Source organism: Nocardioides sp. CER19 (assembly GCF_029846275.1).
GTDB lineage: Bacteria > Actinomycetota > Actinomycetes > Propionibacteriales > Nocardioidaceae > Nocardioides.
The window spans coordinates 245,808-261,594 of sequence record NZ_JARVWS010000001.1 but is presented as its reverse complement, the minus strand read 5'-3'; the positions used below and the strand labels follow the sequence as shown (position 1 = coordinate 261,594).

General features: G+C 72.9%; 18 protein-coding genes and 1 tRNA gene. 9 read left to right on the top strand and 10 right to left on the bottom strand.

Translation table 11 applies throughout. From position 1 onward, the window contains the following. Positions 1-2 precede the first annotated feature (2 nt). Genes QDS12_RS01350 through QDS12_RS01340 form a run of 3 tightly spaced genes read right to left on the bottom strand, consistent with a single transcriptional unit; the run spans position 3 to position 2,469 of the window. Entirely contained in the window at positions 3-1,298 is a 1,296-nt protein-coding gene (locus QDS12_RS01350) for a protein phosphatase 2C domain-containing protein (RefSeq protein WP_279876407.1), read from the bottom strand. Continuing rightward, positions 1,295-1,768: an FHA domain-containing protein gene (locus tag QDS12_RS01345; RefSeq protein WP_279876406.1), complete on the bottom strand. Its 474-nt coding sequence runs from the start codon at positions 1,766-1,768 to the stop codon at positions 1,295-1,297. Before QDS12_RS01345 ends, QDS12_RS01350 begins: the two co-directional genes overlap by 4 nt. Then, positions 1,768-2,469, bottom strand: coding sequence for a DUF3662 and FHA domain-containing protein (locus tag QDS12_RS01340; RefSeq protein ID WP_279876405.1), 702 nt, complete (start codon positions 2,467-2,469; stop codon positions 1,768-1,770). Before QDS12_RS01340 ends, QDS12_RS01345 begins: the two co-directional genes overlap by 1 nt. Positions 2,470-2,656: 187 nt before the next feature. Here QDS12_RS01340 and QDS12_RS01335 point away from each other — a divergent pair. After that, positions 2,657-2,740 (top strand) — tRNA-Leu (locus QDS12_RS01335). A 111-nt stretch (positions 2,741-2,851) separates the two neighbouring features. Here the strand turns inward: QDS12_RS01335 and QDS12_RS01330 are convergent. After that, positions 2,852-3,931: a hypothetical protein gene (locus QDS12_RS01330; protein ID WP_279876404.1), complete on the bottom strand. Its 1,080-nt coding sequence runs from the start codon at positions 3,929-3,931 to the stop codon at positions 2,852-2,854. A gap of 379 nt (positions 3,932-4,310) precedes the next feature. Here QDS12_RS01330 and QDS12_RS01325 point away from each other — a divergent pair, with 379 nt between their 5' ends. The 6 genes from QDS12_RS01325 to QDS12_RS01300 all read left to right on the top strand — a co-directional run bounded on the left by QDS12_RS01325 (position 4,311) and on the right by QDS12_RS01300 (position 9,307). After that, on the top strand, positions 4,311-5,330 hold the full coding sequence (locus QDS12_RS01325; RefSeq protein ID WP_279876403.1) for a galactose mutarotase: 1,020 nt from the start codon (positions 4,311-4,313) through the stop codon (positions 5,328-5,330). Between the two features lie 97 nt (positions 5,331-5,427). Continuing rightward, positions 5,428-5,853, top strand: a complete 426-nt coding sequence (locus QDS12_RS01320) for a pyridoxamine 5'-phosphate oxidase family protein (RefSeq protein WP_279876402.1) — start codon at positions 5,428-5,430, stop codon at positions 5,851-5,853. A 61-nt stretch (positions 5,854-5,914) separates the two neighbouring features. Next, the gene (locus QDS12_RS01315) at positions 5,915-6,298 is read left to right on the top strand and encodes a hypothetical protein (RefSeq protein WP_279876401.1); all 384 of its coding nucleotides are present in this window, start codon (positions 5,915-5,917) and stop codon (positions 6,296-6,298) included. 59 nt (positions 6,299-6,357) lie between these two features. After that, on the top strand, positions 6,358-6,660 hold the full coding sequence (locus QDS12_RS01310) for a DUF1905 domain-containing protein (RefSeq protein WP_279876400.1): 303 nt from the start codon (positions 6,358-6,360) through the stop codon (positions 6,658-6,660). 91 nt (positions 6,661-6,751) lie between these two features. After that, entirely contained in the window at positions 6,752-7,870 is a 1,119-nt protein-coding gene (locus QDS12_RS01305; protein WP_279876399.1) for a trypsin-like peptidase domain-containing protein, read from the top strand. Between the two features lie 84 nt (positions 7,871-7,954). After that, positions 7,955-9,307, top strand: a complete 1,353-nt coding sequence (locus QDS12_RS01300) for a cytochrome P450 (RefSeq protein ID WP_279876398.1) — start codon at positions 7,955-7,957, stop codon at positions 9,305-9,307. 123 nt (positions 9,308-9,430) lie between these two features. On the opposite strand, the gene QDS12_RS01295 is transcribed toward QDS12_RS01300, so the two are convergent. Continuing rightward, complete coding sequence (locus tag QDS12_RS01295; RefSeq protein WP_279876397.1) at positions 9,431-9,577, bottom strand: hypothetical protein; 147 nt, start codon at positions 9,575-9,577, stop codon at positions 9,431-9,433. 93 nt (positions 9,578-9,670) lie between these two features. On the opposite strand from QDS12_RS01295, the gene chrA reads away from it, so the two are divergent. After that, positions 9,671-10,786 carry a chromate efflux transporter gene (gene chrA, locus QDS12_RS01290; RefSeq protein ID WP_279876396.1) on the top strand — a complete coding sequence of 372 codons (1,116 nt, stop codon included), beginning with the start codon at positions 9,671-9,673 and terminating at the stop codon, positions 10,784-10,786. On the opposite strand, the gene QDS12_RS01285 is transcribed toward chrA, so the two are convergent. The 5 genes from QDS12_RS01285 to QDS12_RS01265 are packed head-to-tail and all read right to left on the bottom strand — an operon-like array spanning position 10,781 to position 14,959. After that, complete coding sequence (locus tag QDS12_RS01285) at positions 10,781-11,206, bottom strand: VOC family protein (RefSeq protein ID WP_279876395.1); 426 nt, start codon at positions 11,204-11,206, stop codon at positions 10,781-10,783. The two genes, chrA and QDS12_RS01285, sit on opposite strands and share 6 nt — an antisense overlap. 47 nt (positions 11,207-11,253) lie before the next feature. After that, complete coding sequence (locus tag QDS12_RS01280) at positions 11,254-12,111, bottom strand: alpha/beta fold hydrolase (RefSeq protein WP_279876394.1); 858 nt, start codon at positions 12,109-12,111, stop codon at positions 11,254-11,256. Between the two features lie 10 nt (positions 12,112-12,121). Continuing rightward, a complete protein-coding gene (locus QDS12_RS01275) occupies positions 12,122-12,748 on the bottom strand; it encodes a lactate utilization protein C (RefSeq protein ID WP_279876393.1) in 627 nt (208 codons plus the stop codon). After that, a complete protein-coding gene (locus QDS12_RS01270; RefSeq protein WP_279876392.1) occupies positions 12,735-14,189 on the bottom strand; it encodes a LutB/LldF family L-lactate oxidation iron-sulfur protein in 1,455 nt (484 codons plus the stop codon). Before QDS12_RS01270 ends, QDS12_RS01275 begins: the two co-directional genes overlap by 14 nt. Further along, complete coding sequence (locus QDS12_RS01265; RefSeq protein ID WP_279876391.1) at positions 14,186-14,959, bottom strand: (Fe-S)-binding protein; 774 nt, start codon at positions 14,957-14,959, stop codon at positions 14,186-14,188. The genes QDS12_RS01270 and QDS12_RS01265 overlap by 4 nt, the downstream gene beginning before the upstream one ends. Before the next feature lie 69 nt (positions 14,960-15,028). Here QDS12_RS01265 and QDS12_RS01260 point away from each other — a divergent pair, with 69 nt between their 5' ends. Further along, positions 15,029-15,781 carry an FCD domain-containing protein gene (locus QDS12_RS01260; RefSeq protein ID WP_279876390.1) on the top strand — a complete coding sequence of 251 codons (753 nt, stop codon included), beginning with the start codon at positions 15,029-15,031 and terminating at the stop codon, positions 15,779-15,781. Positions 15,782-15,787: the final 6 nt, after the last annotated feature.

Genomic DNA, 15,787 nt, shown 5'->3' with positions numbered 1-15,787 from the left:
CGTCATTCGGCTCCCGTGTCGGTGCCGATCCGCGAGGCGAGGCTGTCGACGTAGCGGCGCGCGTCGGTGAGGTCGCTCTGCGTCACGCCCTGGCGGACCTGGTGCGCGTCATAGCTGGCGAGCTGGTCGACCGCGAGGTCCGTGCGGAGGTACGGCGTGGACAGGTCGATCCCGACGAACGAGGTGTTGAGTCCCCGGAAGATCGTGACGTCGTCGCCGTCGACGCCGACGAAGTACTGCTTCTGGCCCCACGACCAGGCGGCCGCGGCGCCGATCCAGACGATGCCGACGACCACGGCGAGGGCGAGGATCCGGCGCAGCCAGACGGCGCGGCGCGGGGCACGGGGCGCGTAGCGCAGCGCCTCGTGGAGGTCCGGGTCGAGAGGGTCGTCGGGGATGGCGCCCGGGGGCAGGCCCTCCATGTCATCGCCGAGGCCGTCCGCGACGATCGGCTCGAGCTCGCCGGTGTCGCCGCTGCGGTGACCCTTGAACAGCCGGCGACGGCGCAGCTCGGCGGCCGCCCCGACGAGCTGCGGCTCGAGGTCCCCGTCAGCCCCGTCGACCGCGCCCGCCTCGACGACGTCGGCGACGATGCAGGTGACGTTGTCGCTGCTGCCGGCCTCCAGGCTGGCCCTGACCAGCTCGACGGCCGCGTAGTCGGCGCTGCCGCCGGCCAGTACGTCGGCGATCCGGCCGTCGTCGAGGACGCCGCAGACGCCGTCGCTGCACAGCATCAGCCGGTCGCCCGCCTGCAGCGGCACGACGAAGAGGTCGGGCTCGGCCTCGCGCTGACCGTCGATCGCCTTGAGGATCAGGTTGCGGTGCGGGTGGGAGCGCGCCTCGGTCTCGGTGATCCGGCCGTCGTCGATGAGGGTCTGCACGAACGTGTGGTCGTGCGTGACCTGGCTGAGCCCGTGCTCGCGGAAGAGGTAGGCGCGGCTGTCGCCGACGTGGCCGACGGCGAGCTGCTCGCCGTCGAAGAGGCAGACGGTCGCGGTCGTGCTCGTGCTGCTCAGGGCCGGGTCGTGGTCGACCAGCTCGGCGATCCGGTCGTGGGCGCGGTGGAGGGCACCGGCCACCTGGCCGACGAGCTCGTCGGCGGTGTGCTCGGGGTCGGGCGCGGCGTCGAGGTTGCGGAGCTGTTGGACGGCCGTGCTGGAGGCGAGGTCGCCGCGCGCGGCGCCGCCGACGCCGTCGCAGACGACGAGCAGCCAGGGGCCGGCGTACCCGCTGTCCTGGTTGTCCTTGCGAACCCGCCCCACGTCGGAGATGGCCGCGAAGCGCAGCTGGAGGGTCACTTGCGCAGCTCCAGGATCGTCTTCCCGATGCGCACCTGGGTGCCGAGCGTCAGCGTGGTCGGCTGGTTGATCCGCACGGTGCCGATGTAGGTGCCGTTGGTCGAGCCGAGGTCCTCGACGAACCACTGGTCGCCGCTGGCCGCGATCCGGGCGTGCCGCGTGGAGACGTAGTCGTCGTCGAGCCTGATGGCGGCGTCGGTGCCGCGGCCGATCAGGACCGGGGCGTCGGCCAGGTCGGCGCGCTCCCCGGCGTTGGCGCCCTCGACGACCAGCACGTGGGTGGGGACGCCCTTCCTGGGGCGAGCCTTCGGCTGCTTGCGTGCCTTGGCAGCGGCGCCGCCGCCTCGGGTGGGCTCGGGCACGCGTGCGCCGAACATGTCGGAGCGGATCACCGAGACGGCGCTCAGCACGAAGATCCAGAGGATCGCGAGATAGGCGATCCGGATGAGGAAGAGAGTCAGCTCGGACATCAGGCCGGCTCCTCCACCAGGCGGACGGTCATGGTCGTGTTCCCGATCTGTACCTCGGTGCCGTCGTCGGCCAGCGCGCGGACCATCCGCTGGCCGTTGACGAGCATGCCGTTGGTCGAGCCGAGGTCGTGCACCTCGATCTGCGGCACCGGACCGTGGCTCACGCGGAACTCGACGTGCCGTCGGCTCACGCCCGGGTCGTTGATGCGGAGGTCGGCGTCGTTGCCGCGGCCGACCACCAGGTTGCGGTCGAGGGGGTGCCGGGTGCCGTTGACCTCGAGGTACGCCGACGCACGCGTCATCCGCGTCTCGGTCGCGTTGCCGCTGACCTGTGCCTTCGCGCCGCTCTTGATGCGGAAGCGGCCGGTGGTCAGGTCGTCGGCGCGCTCGAAGTCGATCGCGATCGGGCCCGGGAAGACGTAGCCCTGCTCCTCGGCGTAGTCCTGCAGCTGGTGGGTGAGGTCGTCGACCAGTGCCGTGTCGAAGGGCTGCAGCCGGTCGAGGTCGGGCTGGCTCAGCTCGACGTGGAAGTCGTTGGGCACCAGCCGCCGCTGCCGGGAGAGCACCTGGGCGTTGTTGTCGCACTCGCGCTGCAGGGCGGCGGCGATCTCCACCGGCTGCACTGCGCTGCGGAAGGCCCGGGCGAAGACGCCGGAGATCATCGACTCCAGGCGCTGCTCGAACCGCTGCAGCCCGCCCACGGCGCCTCCTCACGTCCAGTCGTGTCCACATGCATGAAAGCCCGCAGGATCTCCGGCGGGCCTGTCGATCGTATCGGGGCCATTCAGGGGTGGCTCGGACGCGCGCCGCCGGGGCGGGTTCGGTGGGGGCGGCGCACGCCGGTTTGGGCGCCGAGCCGGGCCTGGGATAACGTTCGGACTGCTTCACGCGCGAGTGGCGGAATAGGCAGACGCGCACGGTTCAGGTCCGTGTGTCCGAAAGGACGTGGGGGTTCAACTCCCCCCTCGCGCACGTGAACGAAAGCCCCAGGGTCTCCCTGGGGCTTTCCTTCATCTCCGGCCGTCATCTCCGGCCGTCATCTCGGGCCTTCATCTCCGGAGGCATCCGAGGAGGCTCGAGAGGTCAGTCCGACCGCCCCGTCGAGCGGAACCGCACCGGCTCCTGCGTCGTGTGCCGCCAGACGAGGATGAACAGCAGGCCCATGAGCGCCGGCACGCCGAGCGTGACGACCCGGTAGGTCACCATCGCGGCCACGAGCTGGGCCTCGAGCTGCACGCCGCCGACGCCGGTCAGCGCGGCGACGAGGGTCGCGTCGAGCAGGCCGATCCCCTGGAACGGGAACAGCGTGAGCGGGAAGACCACGAGGAAGGCGGCGATGACCTCCACCGCCGCGAGCTGGTCGCCGCTGACGCCGACGAACCGGATGGCGGACAGGGCGATCGTCGCGTCGACGAGGAGCTTGGCGACGAGCGTCGGGATGGACAGCATCACGCCGGTGTTGAAGCGGTCGGCGATGTGGGTCTGGAAGCCGCCCGTCGCCGACGCCCAGGCCTCGGGGTCGACCGAGCGGCGTACGCGCGCCGCCCAGGTGCCTGCCCAGCGACCGAGCCGCTGGGCGAGCGCCTGCGACCGGGTCACCAGGAGACCGCCCACGAGGATCGCCACGGCGACCACGAGCGACGCGGCGGCGACGACCAGGTAGGTGAGGTCGAACCTCACGGGGGCCAGGAGCACGACGCCGACGAGCGGGGCGATCCAGCGCGCGATGTAGAAGACGAGGATGTTGCCCGTGCTGCCGGCGGCTCCCCGCCCGAGGTCGATGCCCCACGAGCGCAGCACCACGAGCCGGAAGACGTGGTCGGTGGTGGGCGGCGCGATCATCGACATCAGCGTCGCCCCCTGGTCGGACGCGGTCGCGCGGAACGCCGACAGGCCGGGGATGAAGTAGACCAGCGGCATCGCGTTGAGCGTCTGGCGGATGACGACGAGCACGATGAGGAGCGCGAGCTGCCAGGTGTGCAGGTGGTCGATGCCGTCCCAGACCGCGTGCCAGTCGATCGACCCGACGAGGTCGATGATGATGCGCGCGCAGGCGATGGCGAGGACGAGGAGGATGGCTCGCCGGATCCACGTCGCGCGCAGTGACCGGGTCGGCCGGGGGAGCTGTTCGTCCTGGACTTCGCTGCCTGTCTCGTGCGGCATCTTCCGCCTTCCGGGTGTCAGGCTGTCGTGACCGACCACGAGGACCGTCGTCCGCTCGACCGTGGGTCCTTTCTACGCCCCGGCGACCGGTGGGACCAGTCCTCCGCCCGGCGCGGCCGCCGCCGGCTCAGCCGGTGACCATGGCCTGGGCGGACGTCTCCTTGATCTTCGCGTTGGCCCACCGCATCCGGCGGAGCGTCTTCGGATGGCACCGTCGGTGTCCCAGCAGCCGTCGTGGCCGCCGCGATCGATGCGGTGAGGCATGGGTCGCCGGACTGCCCGGGTGGAGAGCTGGATCAGCCCCGCCTGCCTCGAGGTGCCGCGCGGACCGACGAGGCGGTGCGGTCGGTCCTCCGAGGCGCTCGATAGCGTTCCGCCCATGGGCTTCGGGGAGATGCCGGACGGGCGGCCGGTCGAGCGGGTCACGATCGGTGCGGCGCCGGGGGTCGTGGTCGACGTCCTCACCCTCGGGGCGACGGCCCACCGGGTCGAGGTCACCGGCGGGGACGGCGTACGACGCAACGTGGCGCTCGGCCGTGACACGGTCGCGCACCTGCTCGGCGTGGACGGGTTCCTCGGCGCGACGATCGGCCGCTACGCCAACCGGATCGCCGGTGGGCGGTTTCCGCTCGACGGCGCGCCCGTGACGATCGGGACCAGCGACCGTGGGAACTCGCTGCACGGCGGCCCCGACGGCTGGGACAAGCGCCTGTGGACCGTCGCGTCGTCCTCCGCCACCTCCGTGACGCTGACGCTGGTCAGCCCCGACGGCGACATGGGCTTCCCCGGCACCGTGACGGCGTCGGTCACCTACGAGGTGGACGGCGCCACGGTCCGGATCATCCACACGGCGACCACCGACGCGCCGACGGTCGTCAACATGACCAACCACAGCTACTTCAACCTCGACGGTGACGGTGCGGGCACGGTCGACGCCCACACCCTCGCGGTTTACGCCGACCACTTCACGCCCGTGGACGCGACCGGGATCCCGCTCGGCGACCACGCCCCGGTCGACGGCACGCCGTTCGACCTGCGCACGCCGACGCTGCTCGGTCCGGTGCTGCGGGTCGACGAGCCGCAGCTGGCCGATGCCGGCGGGATCGACCACAACTTCGTCGTCAGGGGCGCCGGACTGCGTCCCGCGGCGCTGCTGTCCTCGGCGCGGACGCGCACCTCGCTCGAGCTGCTGACCGACCAGCCGGGCCTGCAGGTCTACACGGGCAACGTCCTCGGCGGCCCCGGCCGCGACGGTCGGCGCTACCGCGTCGGCGACGGGATCGCGCTGGAGCCGCAGCTGTCCCCGGACACGCCGAACCACCCCACCTGGCCGTCCGCGCGCCTCGCGCCCGGGGAGACCTACCGCTCCACGATCGAGTGGCGGTTCGGAACGCTCTGAGTGCCCGCTGAGGCGGCCGGACCTGGGTACTGGGAGGAGCCGACGGCCAGGAGGTGGGACTTGTGCGTGAACGTCCGCGCCTGATGCGGGGCACGCCGTGACGACCCCGTCCGGCACCCGGCCTCCAGCGGTCCTGACGGCATACGACTGCTGGCGCCTGCTTCCCACGGAGGAGGTCGCCCGGGTCGCGTGGTCGGGACCCGACGGCACCGCGATCGTCCCCGTCAACTACACCGTGACCCATCAGTCCCTGTGGTTCCGGACGCAGCCCTACTCGGCGCTGGGGCGCCAGGTGCACGGCGGCCGCGTGGCCGTCGAGGTCGACCACGTCGACCACGTCGACAAGTCCGCGTGGAGCGTCGTGGCCATCGGAACCGCGCAGGTGGTGGACGGCGACGAGGTGCCCGACTCCGTGCTCCAGATGCGGGTCTGGGTCCCCGGCCCGCGCAGCCTCGTCGTGCGGGTCGACCCGGTCGAGGTCACCGGCCGGCGGCTCTGGGGCCGGGCGGACGCCAACCGCTGACCGTCGCTGCCCCTGGATGTGGGACCTTTCGTCAGCGGCGACCGCGGGTTAGCGTCGCTCCATGAGGCGCCGGCCCCACGAGATCGTTGCGACAGTCCTGGTGGAGCCGCGTGCCCTCGTCGACCTCGAGCTCGAGCTCATGGAGCGCGACCTGCGCCTGTGGCCGATCCGGACCGCGCCGATCTGCCTGGACGGCCCCCGCACCGCGTTCCAGGTGCGGCGCACCCTGCTGATCGCCAAGCGCGGCGCTTGGGAGTGCGCGGGGGAGTGGGTGCCGGTGTGGATCAGCTTCGGCGAGACCTGGCACCGCGGCGACGAGCCGCTGCCGTGGGCGGCGCACGAGGCGCTCTGGCACGTTCTCGAGCAGTACGCCGACCACGTCCGCTACGAGAAGCGGCTCAGTGGCGTCCGACCGCTCATGGTGGCGGCGGAGCTCGCCGGCTGAGCCCGCGACGACCGACCGAGGACCACCTGAGCATCACCGGAGCATCACCGGAGCATCACATGGAGCTGACCTTCTCCGGCCCGATCTTCACGTGGCGCGGGCCGGCGCCGTTCTACTACGTCGCCGTTCCCGACGAGGAGAGCGAGGACATCCGCGACATCGCGAACGCCGTGACCTACGGCTGGGGCGTGATCCCGGTGCGGGCGACGATCGGCGAGACGTCGTACGAGACCTCGCTGTTCCCGAAGGAGGGCCGCTACCTCCTCGGCGTCAAGGCGGCCGTCCGGCGCAGCGAGGGGCTCGACGACGGCGACCAGGTCACGGTCCGGCTGGTCGTGGTCGGCGCGGCGCTGAGCCCGTAGCCGACTCCGTAGGAGGATCCGGGCTGCGCCACAGGAACCCCACAGCGGGCAGGCGGACAGTCGAGTCGTTCCCGTCCCCAGGAGGCTCCCCATGGCTCACCGTCTTCGTCGCATCGTCGCCGCCACCGTCCTGGCCGCGCCCTTGGTCGCACTTCCCGTCGCCGCTCCGGCGGCCGTCGCCGCCGCCGACTACGGCTACCCCGGACTCGGCGGGGGCTGGTCGGCCGGCTCGGGCTACGGCGGCGACGGGGGCGACCAGAGCTACGGCTACGGCGGCTACTCGTCGTACCCCACCACCAGCACCCTCGACGCCCAGCAGGCGACCGCCCAGGAGTCGACCGGCGTCGTCCTCGTCGACACCGTCGTCGACTACGGCACCGGCGAGGCCGCCGGGACCGGGCTGGTCCTGACCGCGGACGGCATCGTCCTCACCAACCACCACGTCGTCGCCGACAGCACGTCGATCACCGTCACCGTGCCGAGCACCGGGCGCGAGTACGTCGCCGACGTCGTCGGCTACGACGCGACCGACGACGTCGCGGTGCTCCAGCTCGAGCACGCCAGTGGCCTGGCGACCGTCACGACCGACACGGGCGGCGCCACCACCGGCCAGGCCGTCACCGCGGTCGGCAACGCCGAGGGCGGCGGCACGCTGCTCGCCGCGGACGGCACCGTCACCGCCCCCAGCTCGAACATCACCGTCTCCGACGACCAGGGCGGCACCGAGAGCCTCAGCCACCTCATCCAGGTGAACGCCGACGTCGTCTCCGGCGACTCCGGCGGCGCGCTGCTCGACTCCGACGGCGAGGTCATCGGCATGAACGTCGCCGCCTCCAGCGGGCGCGCCGACGTCACCGGCTACGCGATCCCGATCGGCACCGTGCTCGACCTCGCGACGCGGATCATCGCGGGCGACACCACCGGCGACATCGAGCTCGGGTACGACGGCGCACTCGGCGTGCAGCTCTACGGGGCCTCCGGTGCCCCGGTCGTCGCGGGGCTCGTCGACAACGGTGCCGCGGCCGACGCCGGGATCACCACCGGCAGCACCATCACGTCGTTCGGCGGCGCCGAGGTCACGTCCATCGACCAGCTGTCGACCGCTGTCGCGAAGCACGACGCCGGGGACCGGGTGCGGGTGGGCTGGACCGACACGAGCGGCCAGGCGCACACCGCGACCGTCACGCTCGGGCGCGCACCCGTCGCCTGACGCGGCCCGCCCGGCTCGACCCGTGGTCCCGACGCTGTCCCGGCGTCGGGGCCACGCCGTATCGTGCGAGGCAGGAGGTCATCCATGCTCAAGCTGTCGACCGTGCCCGCCCCGAGCCTCGCCCGCCGGCTCGCCGACCGCGTCACGGAGCCCGTCAAGCCGCTGGTCCGCTGGAGCCTGGGCCACGGCATCCCCCGCACCGTCATCGGTCGCGCCGCCCGCCAGGGCGACCTGCAGGGCCGCCTGATCACCGCGGCGGCCGAGAACGGACGGACCGACCGACTGGTGCCGATCTTCGACGAGCTGCGCGACAGCGGGACGCTGGCGAAGGGCAGGTTCAGCTTCATGACCGCGTCCCACGCGGCCGTCAAGGAGGTGCTGAGCAGCAACGACTTCTCGACGGGCCTGCCGACGACCTCCGGGTCGATGTCGCGGCTGGCCCGGTGGGCGGCGACCGACGTCTTCAACCCCGTCGAGCCGCCGTCGCTGCTGGTCACCGAGCCGCCGGACCACACGCGCTACCGCAAGCTCGTCACCCGCGTCTTCAGCGTGCGGGCCGTCGAGAAGCTGCGCGGGCGCACCGAGGAGATCGCGGCCGAGCTGCTCGACTCGATCGACCCGACCTCGCCGGTCGACCTGGTCGCCGGCTACTGCGGGCAGCTGCCGGTCATCGTCATCTCGGAGATCCTCGGCGTCCCCCAGGGCATGCGGCAGCGGATCCTCGAGCTCGGCAACCAGGCCGGCGCCGCCCTCGACCTCGGTGTCGGCTGGGGGCAGTTCCGGACCATCGAGAGCGCTCTCGTGGAGTTCGACGACTGGCTCACCGGGCACCTCGAGCACCTGCGCCGGCACCCCGGGGACAACCTGCTCAGCCAGCTCCTCACCGCCCAGGAGGACGGCGTCGGCCTCAGCGAGCGGGAGCTCAAGGCCACCGCGGGCCTCGTGCTGGCGGCCGGCTTCGAGACCACGGTCAACCTGCTCGGCAACGGGATCGTGCTGCTCCGCGAGCACCTCGACCAGCTCGACGCGCTCCTCGGTGGCCGTGCCCCGTGGTCCAACGCGGTCGAGGAGGTGCTGCGCTACGACCCGCCGGTGCTGCTCACCGGGCGGATCGCGCTGCGCGACACGGAGGTCTGCGGTCAGCAGATCGGCGCCGGTCGTCCGGTCACGACGGTGCTCGCGGCGGCCAACCGCGACCCCGACGTGTTCGAGGACCCGGAGCGCTTCGACATCACGCGTGCGAACGCCCGCGAGCACGTGTCGTTCTCGGCCGGGCGGCACTACTGCCTCGGCGCCCAGCTCGCTCGGATGGAGGGCGAGGTCGGGCTGCGAGCGGTCTTCGAGCGCTTCCCCGACCTCCGGCTCGAGCCGGGCGCGCGGCGTCGCGACACCCGCATCCTGCGCGGGTGGGAGCACCTGCCGGCACGCCTGACCTGACGCGGGGACGCGGTCCCGCCGACGGCGTAGGGAACTGTCAGGCGGTGCGGCGTGCCCTCAGGAGGACGACCGCCTGCGTGAGCGAGACGGACACCTGGATCAGGGACCGGACGTGAAGGCGCATCAGAGGACCTGCCAGGTGAGGATCAGGGACACCAGCGCGACGGTCGCGCCGCCGAGCAGCATCGGCCGGACGGTAGGCCGGAACGCGGAACGGGTCTCCACCGCGGCGCGGTGACGGCCGTGCAGGGGCTTCGTATCGGTGCTCATGGCGGACCCCTCGTACCCGGTGGACGCGCCGGATATCCGCGCACGTCCCGAGGAGTCGCGCGCCGCCCTGCTCGTCACGGGACAATGGGCTCCGTGCCCGGCCTGCTGACCGTCCTCCGCTCCTGGGGGCGCATCGGCTGCCTCGGCTTCGGCGGACCCCCTGCCCACATCAGGCTCCTGCGCGAGCTGTGCGTCGACCGCGAGGGCTGGATCGACGCGGAGGAGTTCGAGGACGCGATCGCGACCTGCAACCTGCTGCCGGGGCCGTCGTCGACCCAGCTGGCGATCTTCACCGCCTGGCGGGTCCGCGGCCCGGCCGGCGCGGTCGTCGGCGGCCTCGCCTTCATCGTGCCGGGGCTCGTCGCGATCCTCGCGCTGGCGGCCCTGTTCCTCGGCGGCCCGCCGGACTGGGTGCTCGGCGCGGGCGCGGGCGCCGGGGCGGCGGTCGCGGCCGTGGCCGTCCACGCCGGCTGGGGGCTGACCCCTGCCAGCTGGGGCCGCCGGGAGTCGACGGCCCGCTGGGCGGTCTACGCCGCGGCGGGTGCGGCCGCCGCCGCGTTGCTCGGTCCGTGGGTCGTGGTGGTCCTGCTCGCGTGCGGCCTCGTCGAGCTGATCGTCCGGCACCCGGCCAGGGACCTCTCCGCCGTTCTCCCGCTCGCGGTCGCCGGCGGCGGGACGGTCGGGGCCGGCGCACTGCTCTCGCTCGCGTGGACCTCCTTCAAGGTCGGCGCGCTCTCCTACGGGGGTGGGTTCGTCATCATCCCGCTGATGCAGGCGGACGCCGTGGCGGAGCACCACTGGATGAGCGGGTCGCAGTTCCTCAACGCGGTCGCGCTCGGCCAGGTGACGCCCGGCCCGGTCGTCCACACCGTCGCCGTCGTCGGCTATGCCGCGGCGGGACTGGTCGGTGGGCTGCTCGCGGCGGTGGTGGCGTTCGGTCCGTCCTTCGCGTTCGTGCTGCTGGGCGGCCGGCACTTCGACAGGCTCCGCGCGGACCGGCGGGCGCAGGCGTTCCTCGCCGGGGCCGGGCCGGCCGCGATCGGCGCGATCTACGGCTCGGCGGTCCCGCTCGCACGCGAGCTCACCGACGCCTGGCAGTACGCCGTCCTGGCCGGTGCGGCCGTGGCGCTCTTCGTGCTGCGCCGCGGTGTCGTCGCCGTCCTGGTCACGGCCGCCGTGGTGGGCACGGCCGTCGCGCTGGCGTCATGAGCTGGCGTCGCCGCCGGCGATGTTGACCATCCAGTCGATGCCGAACCGGTCGGTCACCATGCCGAAGTCGTCGCCCCACATCTGCCGCTCGAGCGGCATCCGGACGGTGCCGTCGCTGGAGAGCTTGCTCCAGTAGCCGCGCAGCTCGTCGGCGGAGTCGCCGTCGCCGCTCAAGCTCACCGCGATCTGGCTCCCGGGGGTGAAGTCCATGCCCGGTGGGGTGTCGGACGCGAACAGCACGTAGCCGGCCGGGGTCTGCAGGGACGCGTGCATGACGAGGTTGGCCCCCGCCGCGTCGGGGTCGCCCATCTCGCCGAACGTGCTGACGAACAGCTCGCCGCCGAAGACCGACTGGTAGAACTCCATCGCGTCGCGCGCGGTGTCCTGGAACGACAGGTAGGGATTGAGCTTGCTGGCCATGGAGCGACGTTAGACCCGGCCACCGGCGCTCCGACAGGGGTCGGCGATCACCTGGTCACGTCGGCCGCGAACGCCCGGAACAGGTCGACGACCACGTCCGGCTTCCGCGAGACGATCCAGTGGCCGCCGTCGACGACGTGCGTGCGCAGGTCGGGGACGTAGGGCTCGGGGGCCTCGCAGGCCAGCCGGGTCGAGATGTAGGGATCGCGGCTCGGTGCGATCACCTGCACCGGCACGACGGTCGACCGCGGCTCCGGCGACGCCATCCGGTTGAGGAAGTTGGCGCGGTAGAGCTCGAGGCCGTTGACCGCGTCCCGCTGGGACCGGGGCGCCTGGACCCCCGAGCTCCACGCGAGCAGCCGGTCGAGCAGACCCGCGCGGATCGCCGCCTCGGGGACGACCGGCAGCTGGAAGAACCCGATGTAGGACGACTCGGCCAGCTGTCGCAGCGCCGCCCCCGGGTGGCGCCGGATCCCGCGCAGCCACGCGCTCGCGTAGTCCAGGCTCGGTCCCGAGATCGACGTGAAGGACAGCAGCCGCTGCTCGAGCCGCTCGTCCACGACGGCGCCCCAGCTCTGCACCGATCCCCAGTCGTGCCCGATGAGGTGCACGTCCTCGCCCGGAGCCGTGGCGTCGACGACGGCGAGCAGGTCGTCGACCAGGTGCGGGATCCGGTAGCCCTCTCGTTGCTGCGGCGCCGCGGAGGCACCGGCTCCGCGCACGTCGTAGGTGACGACGTGGAAGTCCGCGGCGAGCAGCGCGACCACCCCGTCCCAGACGGTGTGGTCGTCGGGGTAGCCGTGCACGGCGACCACCGTCGGCCGCCCCGGCTCACCGGTCTCGTAGACGGCCAGCGAGACGCCGTCGGCGGACAGGACGTGGCGGCTGGGCACGTGCTCGGTCACCTCAGGCAGCCTAGGGCCCTTCGCTCACGAGGAGAACCCGCAGCGTCCGGGGTCCGTGGACGCCCTCGACCCGCTGGAGCTCGATGTCGCTGGTCGCCGAGGGCCCGCTGATCCAGGTGAGCGGACGACCGGCGTCGATCGAGGACTGCAGCCGCGCCACCGCTTCGGGCACGTCGGCCACCAGGTCCGCCTCCCTCACCACGCAGACGTGCAGGTCCGGCACGAGGGAGAGCGCGCGCCGGCCCTGGCCGGGCCCGTGGTCGAGCACGATCGTCCCCGTGACGGCGATGCCGACCGCCGACCCGGTGACCACGGCGTCGATCCGGTCGAGGTCGCCGGCTCCCAGCGAGCCGTCGTCGACGACCGTCTCGAGCCCGTCGGGGAGCCACTCGGACGGCAGGCCGTCCGGCACGACGACGGTGCCGGCGCTTCCGAGCGCCTCGGTCACGGCATCGGCGACCTGACCGGCCCCGACGCGCTGCACGGTCGCCCGGTAGTCCTCCACCCGCTCCGCGAACAGGGCCGGTACGTCGGCCACGGCCGCCCCGGCGCCGTACGTCCAGGCCGGAGGCGGGCTGTCCGGGGCGTCCTGGAGTGCCGTCCTGACCCGGCCGAGGATCTCGTCACGCGCGCTCATCGGTCCCTCGCTCTCGTCGCCACCAGCTGCGGAACGTCTCCTCCGGCGGCGCGGGTGCGTCGCGGGCGTCGGTCCAGGCCGAGAGCGGGCCGGGCAGCCGGCCGAGCCCGTCTCGACGGCGCAGTGCCCGTCCGGCCAGCTCGCTGCCCTTCTGCGCACGCTCCCAGCGCTTGGCCTCGGCGAACATCCAGGCGGTCCCCTTCATCGCGATCTCCTCGCCGGACGGGATCCCACCGCGCTTCTCGTCGACGACACGGGTGCGCAGCCTGACGAGCAGGTCGGGGATCTGGATGCGGACCGGGCAGGCGTCGAAGCAGGCGCCGCAGAGCGAGGAGGCATAGGGGAGCGACTTGTCGACCGGGGTCGACGTGCCGCGGATCAGCGGGTTGAGCACGGCACCGATCGGACCCGGGTAGACCGAGCCGTAGCTGTGGCCGCCGACCCGCTCGTAGACCGGGCAGACGTTGAGGCAGGCCGAGCACCGGATGCAGCGCAGCGCCTGCCGCCCGAGCTCGTCGGCGAGCGCCTCGGTCCGGCCGTTGTCGAGCAGCACGACGTGCACGTCCTGTGGCCCGTCGCCGGGCGTCACGCCGGTCCACATCGAGGTGTAGGGGTTCATCCGCTCGCCGGTCGAGCTGCGCGGGAGCAGCTGGAGCATGACCTCGAGGTCGGCGAGGGTCGGGACCACCTTCTCGATGCCGACGACGCTGATCAGGGTCTCCGGCAGGGTGAGGCACATCCGGCCGTTGCCCTCGGACTCGACGACGACCAGCGTCCCCGAGTCGGCCACCGCGAAGTTGGCGCCCGAGATCGCGACCCGGGAGCGGAGGAACTTCTCGCGCAGGTGGCGGCGGGCGGCCTCGGCGAGCTCGCGCGGCTCCGACGTCAGCCCGTCGGGGGCCGGCGTGCCGACCTGGCCCATCTCGCGCAGGAAGATCTCCCGGATCTCGGCCCGGTTGCGGTGGATCGCCGGCACGAGGATGTGGCTCGGCAGGTCGTGGCCGAGCTGCACGATGAGCTCTGCCAGGTCGGTCTCCCAGGCGTCGATCCCGGCGGCCTCGAGCGCGTCGTTGAGCTCGATCTCCTGGGTCGCCATCGACTTGACCTTGACCACCTCGTCGGCGCCGGTCGCCCGGACGAGCTCGACGACGATCCGGTTGGCCTCCTCGGCGTCGCGGGCCCAGTGGACCGTCGCGCCGGCCCGGGTGAGCGACTCCTCGAGCTGCTCCAGATAGGTGTCGAGGTGCGTCAGCACCCGGTCCTTGATCTCGGCACCGGCGACCCGGAGCTCCTCCCAGTTGCCCACCTCGCCGACCACGCGGGCGCGCTTGTCGCGGATGGTGTGCGTGGCGTGGTGCAGGTTGCGGCGCTGCTGGGAGTCGGCCAGCGCCTCGCGCGCGGCGTCGGGGAAGGCCGGCATGCCCACGAACGTCCCGCTCATCGCGTGGCCTCCGCCCCGAGCTCCTGGCCGCGCGCGAAGTCCGCCTCGGTGGAGGCCAGCACCTCCGCCAGGTGCATCACGCGTACGCCGGCCCGCTGCCGTCGCAGCAGGCCGCCGATGTGCGCCAGGCAGCTGTTGTCGCCGGCCACCAGGACCTCCGCCTCGGTCTCGCGCACGTGCCGGGCCTTGTCGGAGCCCATCGCGACCGAGGTGTCGGCGTTCTTGAGGGCGAACGTCCCGCCGAACCCGCAGCACTCCTCGGCTCCGGGCAGCTCCACCAGGTCGATGCCGCGCACGGCCCGGAGCAGCTCCAGGGGCTTGTCGCCGACGCGCAGCATCCGCAGCGAGTGGCAGGTCGGGTGGTAGGTCACGCGGTGCGGGAACCTCGCCCCGACGTCGGTCACCCCGAGCACGTCGACGAGGAACTCGCTGAGCTCGTAGACCTTCCGGGCCCCGGTCGCCACGCGCTCGGCCAGGTCGGTCCGGCCGCAGTCCCGGGCGACGCCGCTGTGCTGGTGCCGCACCGAGCCGACGCACGAGCCGGACGGAGCCACCACGGCGTCATAGGACTCGAAGACGTCGGCGAACCGCTCGACCAGCGGCAGCGCCTCGCGGGCGTAGCCGGTGTTGGTGAGCATCTGGCCGCAACAGGTCTGTCCGAGCGGGAACTCGACGGTGCAGCCGAGCCGCTCGAGGACGGTGACGACCGCCTTCGGCGTCTCGGGCCACATCGCGTCGTTGAAGCAGGTGGCGAACAACGCGACGCGCACCGGTACCTCCTCATATCTGGCCGACCTCGATGTGGTCAGACCACATGGCGCGACTGTAGGGTGACGGCCGTGATCGACGCAAGGGCGGGGGACGCCTGGCGCCCGGTGGAGCGGGTCCGCGCCTACCAGCACGTCGTCGACCAGGTCGAGGAGCAGATCCTGGCCGGGGCGCTGAAGGTGGGCGACCGGCTCCCCGGCGAGCGCGAGCTCTCGGCCCGGCTCCAGGTCTCCCGCGCCGCGGTGCGCGAGGCCATGCGGACGCTGGAGGCGCAGGGGGTGGTCCGGGCCGGGGTCGGCTCGGGTCCGGACGCCGGGACGGTCGTCTCCGCGATGCCGTCGGAGGCCCTCACCCGCCTCCTCCGCGTCCACGTCGCGCTCGCCAACTTCCCGGTCGGCGACGTCATCGAGGCCCGGATCACGCTGGAGCGGTCGAGCGCGGCGCTCGCAGCCGCCAACGCCACCCGGGCCGCGATGAGCGCGATCGCCGCGCCCCTGGCGGCGATGGAGGCGTTGGAGGGTGGCGTCGACGAGGACCGCCGGTCCTACAACGACCTCGACACCACCTTCCACATCGCCATCGCCGAGGCGGGCGGCAACCGGCTCGTCGCCGACATGACCATCGCGATCCGCGAGGCGATGCGGCAGCCGATCCTCGCCAGCCTCGAGCGGCTCGGCGACGACTGGCCGGCCGTGCGCCGGCGACTGTCCGAGGAGCACCGTGGCGTCTACGAGGCGATCGCGGCGGGGGACGGCGCCGCGGCCGCCGACCTGGTCGAGGCGCACATCCGGTCGGCGCACGCCCGGCTCGACGGGGACCGCTGACTCCCG

Bases quoted from the DNA above. Each gene is read 5' to 3' on its own strand.
- QDS12_RS01345 (WP_279876406.1), bottom strand. From the start codon at position 1,768: ATGTCCGAGCTGACTCTCTTCCTCATCCGGATCGCCTATCTCGCGATC.
- QDS12_RS01330 (WP_279876404.1), bottom strand. From the start codon at position 3,931: ATGCCGCACGAGACAGGCAGCGAAGTCCAGGACGAACAGCTCCCCCGG.
- QDS12_RS01325 (WP_279876403.1), top strand. From the start codon at position 4,311: ATGGGCTTCGGGGAGATGCCGGACGGGCGGCCGGTCGAGCGGGTCACG.
- QDS12_RS01315 (WP_279876401.1), top strand. From the start codon at position 5,915: ATGAGGCGCCGGCCCCACGAGATCGTTGCGACAGTCCTGGTGGAGCCG.
- QDS12_RS01310 (WP_279876400.1), top strand. From the start codon at position 6,358: ATGGAGCTGACCTTCTCCGGCCCGATCTTCACGTGGCGCGGGCCGGCG.
- QDS12_RS01305 (WP_279876399.1), top strand. From the start codon at position 6,752: ATGGCTCACCGTCTTCGTCGCATCGTCGCCGCCACCGTCCTGGCCGCG.
- QDS12_RS01300 (WP_279876398.1), top strand. From the start codon at position 7,955: ATGCTCAAGCTGTCGACCGTGCCCGCCCCGAGCCTCGCCCGCCGGCTC.
- QDS12_RS01295 (WP_279876397.1), bottom strand. From the start codon at position 9,577: ATGAGCACCGATACGAAGCCCCTGCACGGCCGTCACCGCGCCGCGGTG.
- QDS12_RS01285 (WP_279876395.1), bottom strand. From the start codon at position 11,206: ATGGCCAGCAAGCTCAATCCCTACCTGTCGTTCCAGGACACCGCGCGC.
- QDS12_RS01275 (WP_279876393.1), bottom strand. From the start codon at position 12,748: ATGAGCGCGCGTGACGAGATCCTCGGCCGGGTCAGGACGGCACTCCAG.
- QDS12_RS01270 (WP_279876392.1), bottom strand. From the start codon at position 14,189: ATGAGCGGGACGTTCGTGGGCATGCCGGCCTTCCCCGACGCCGCGCGC.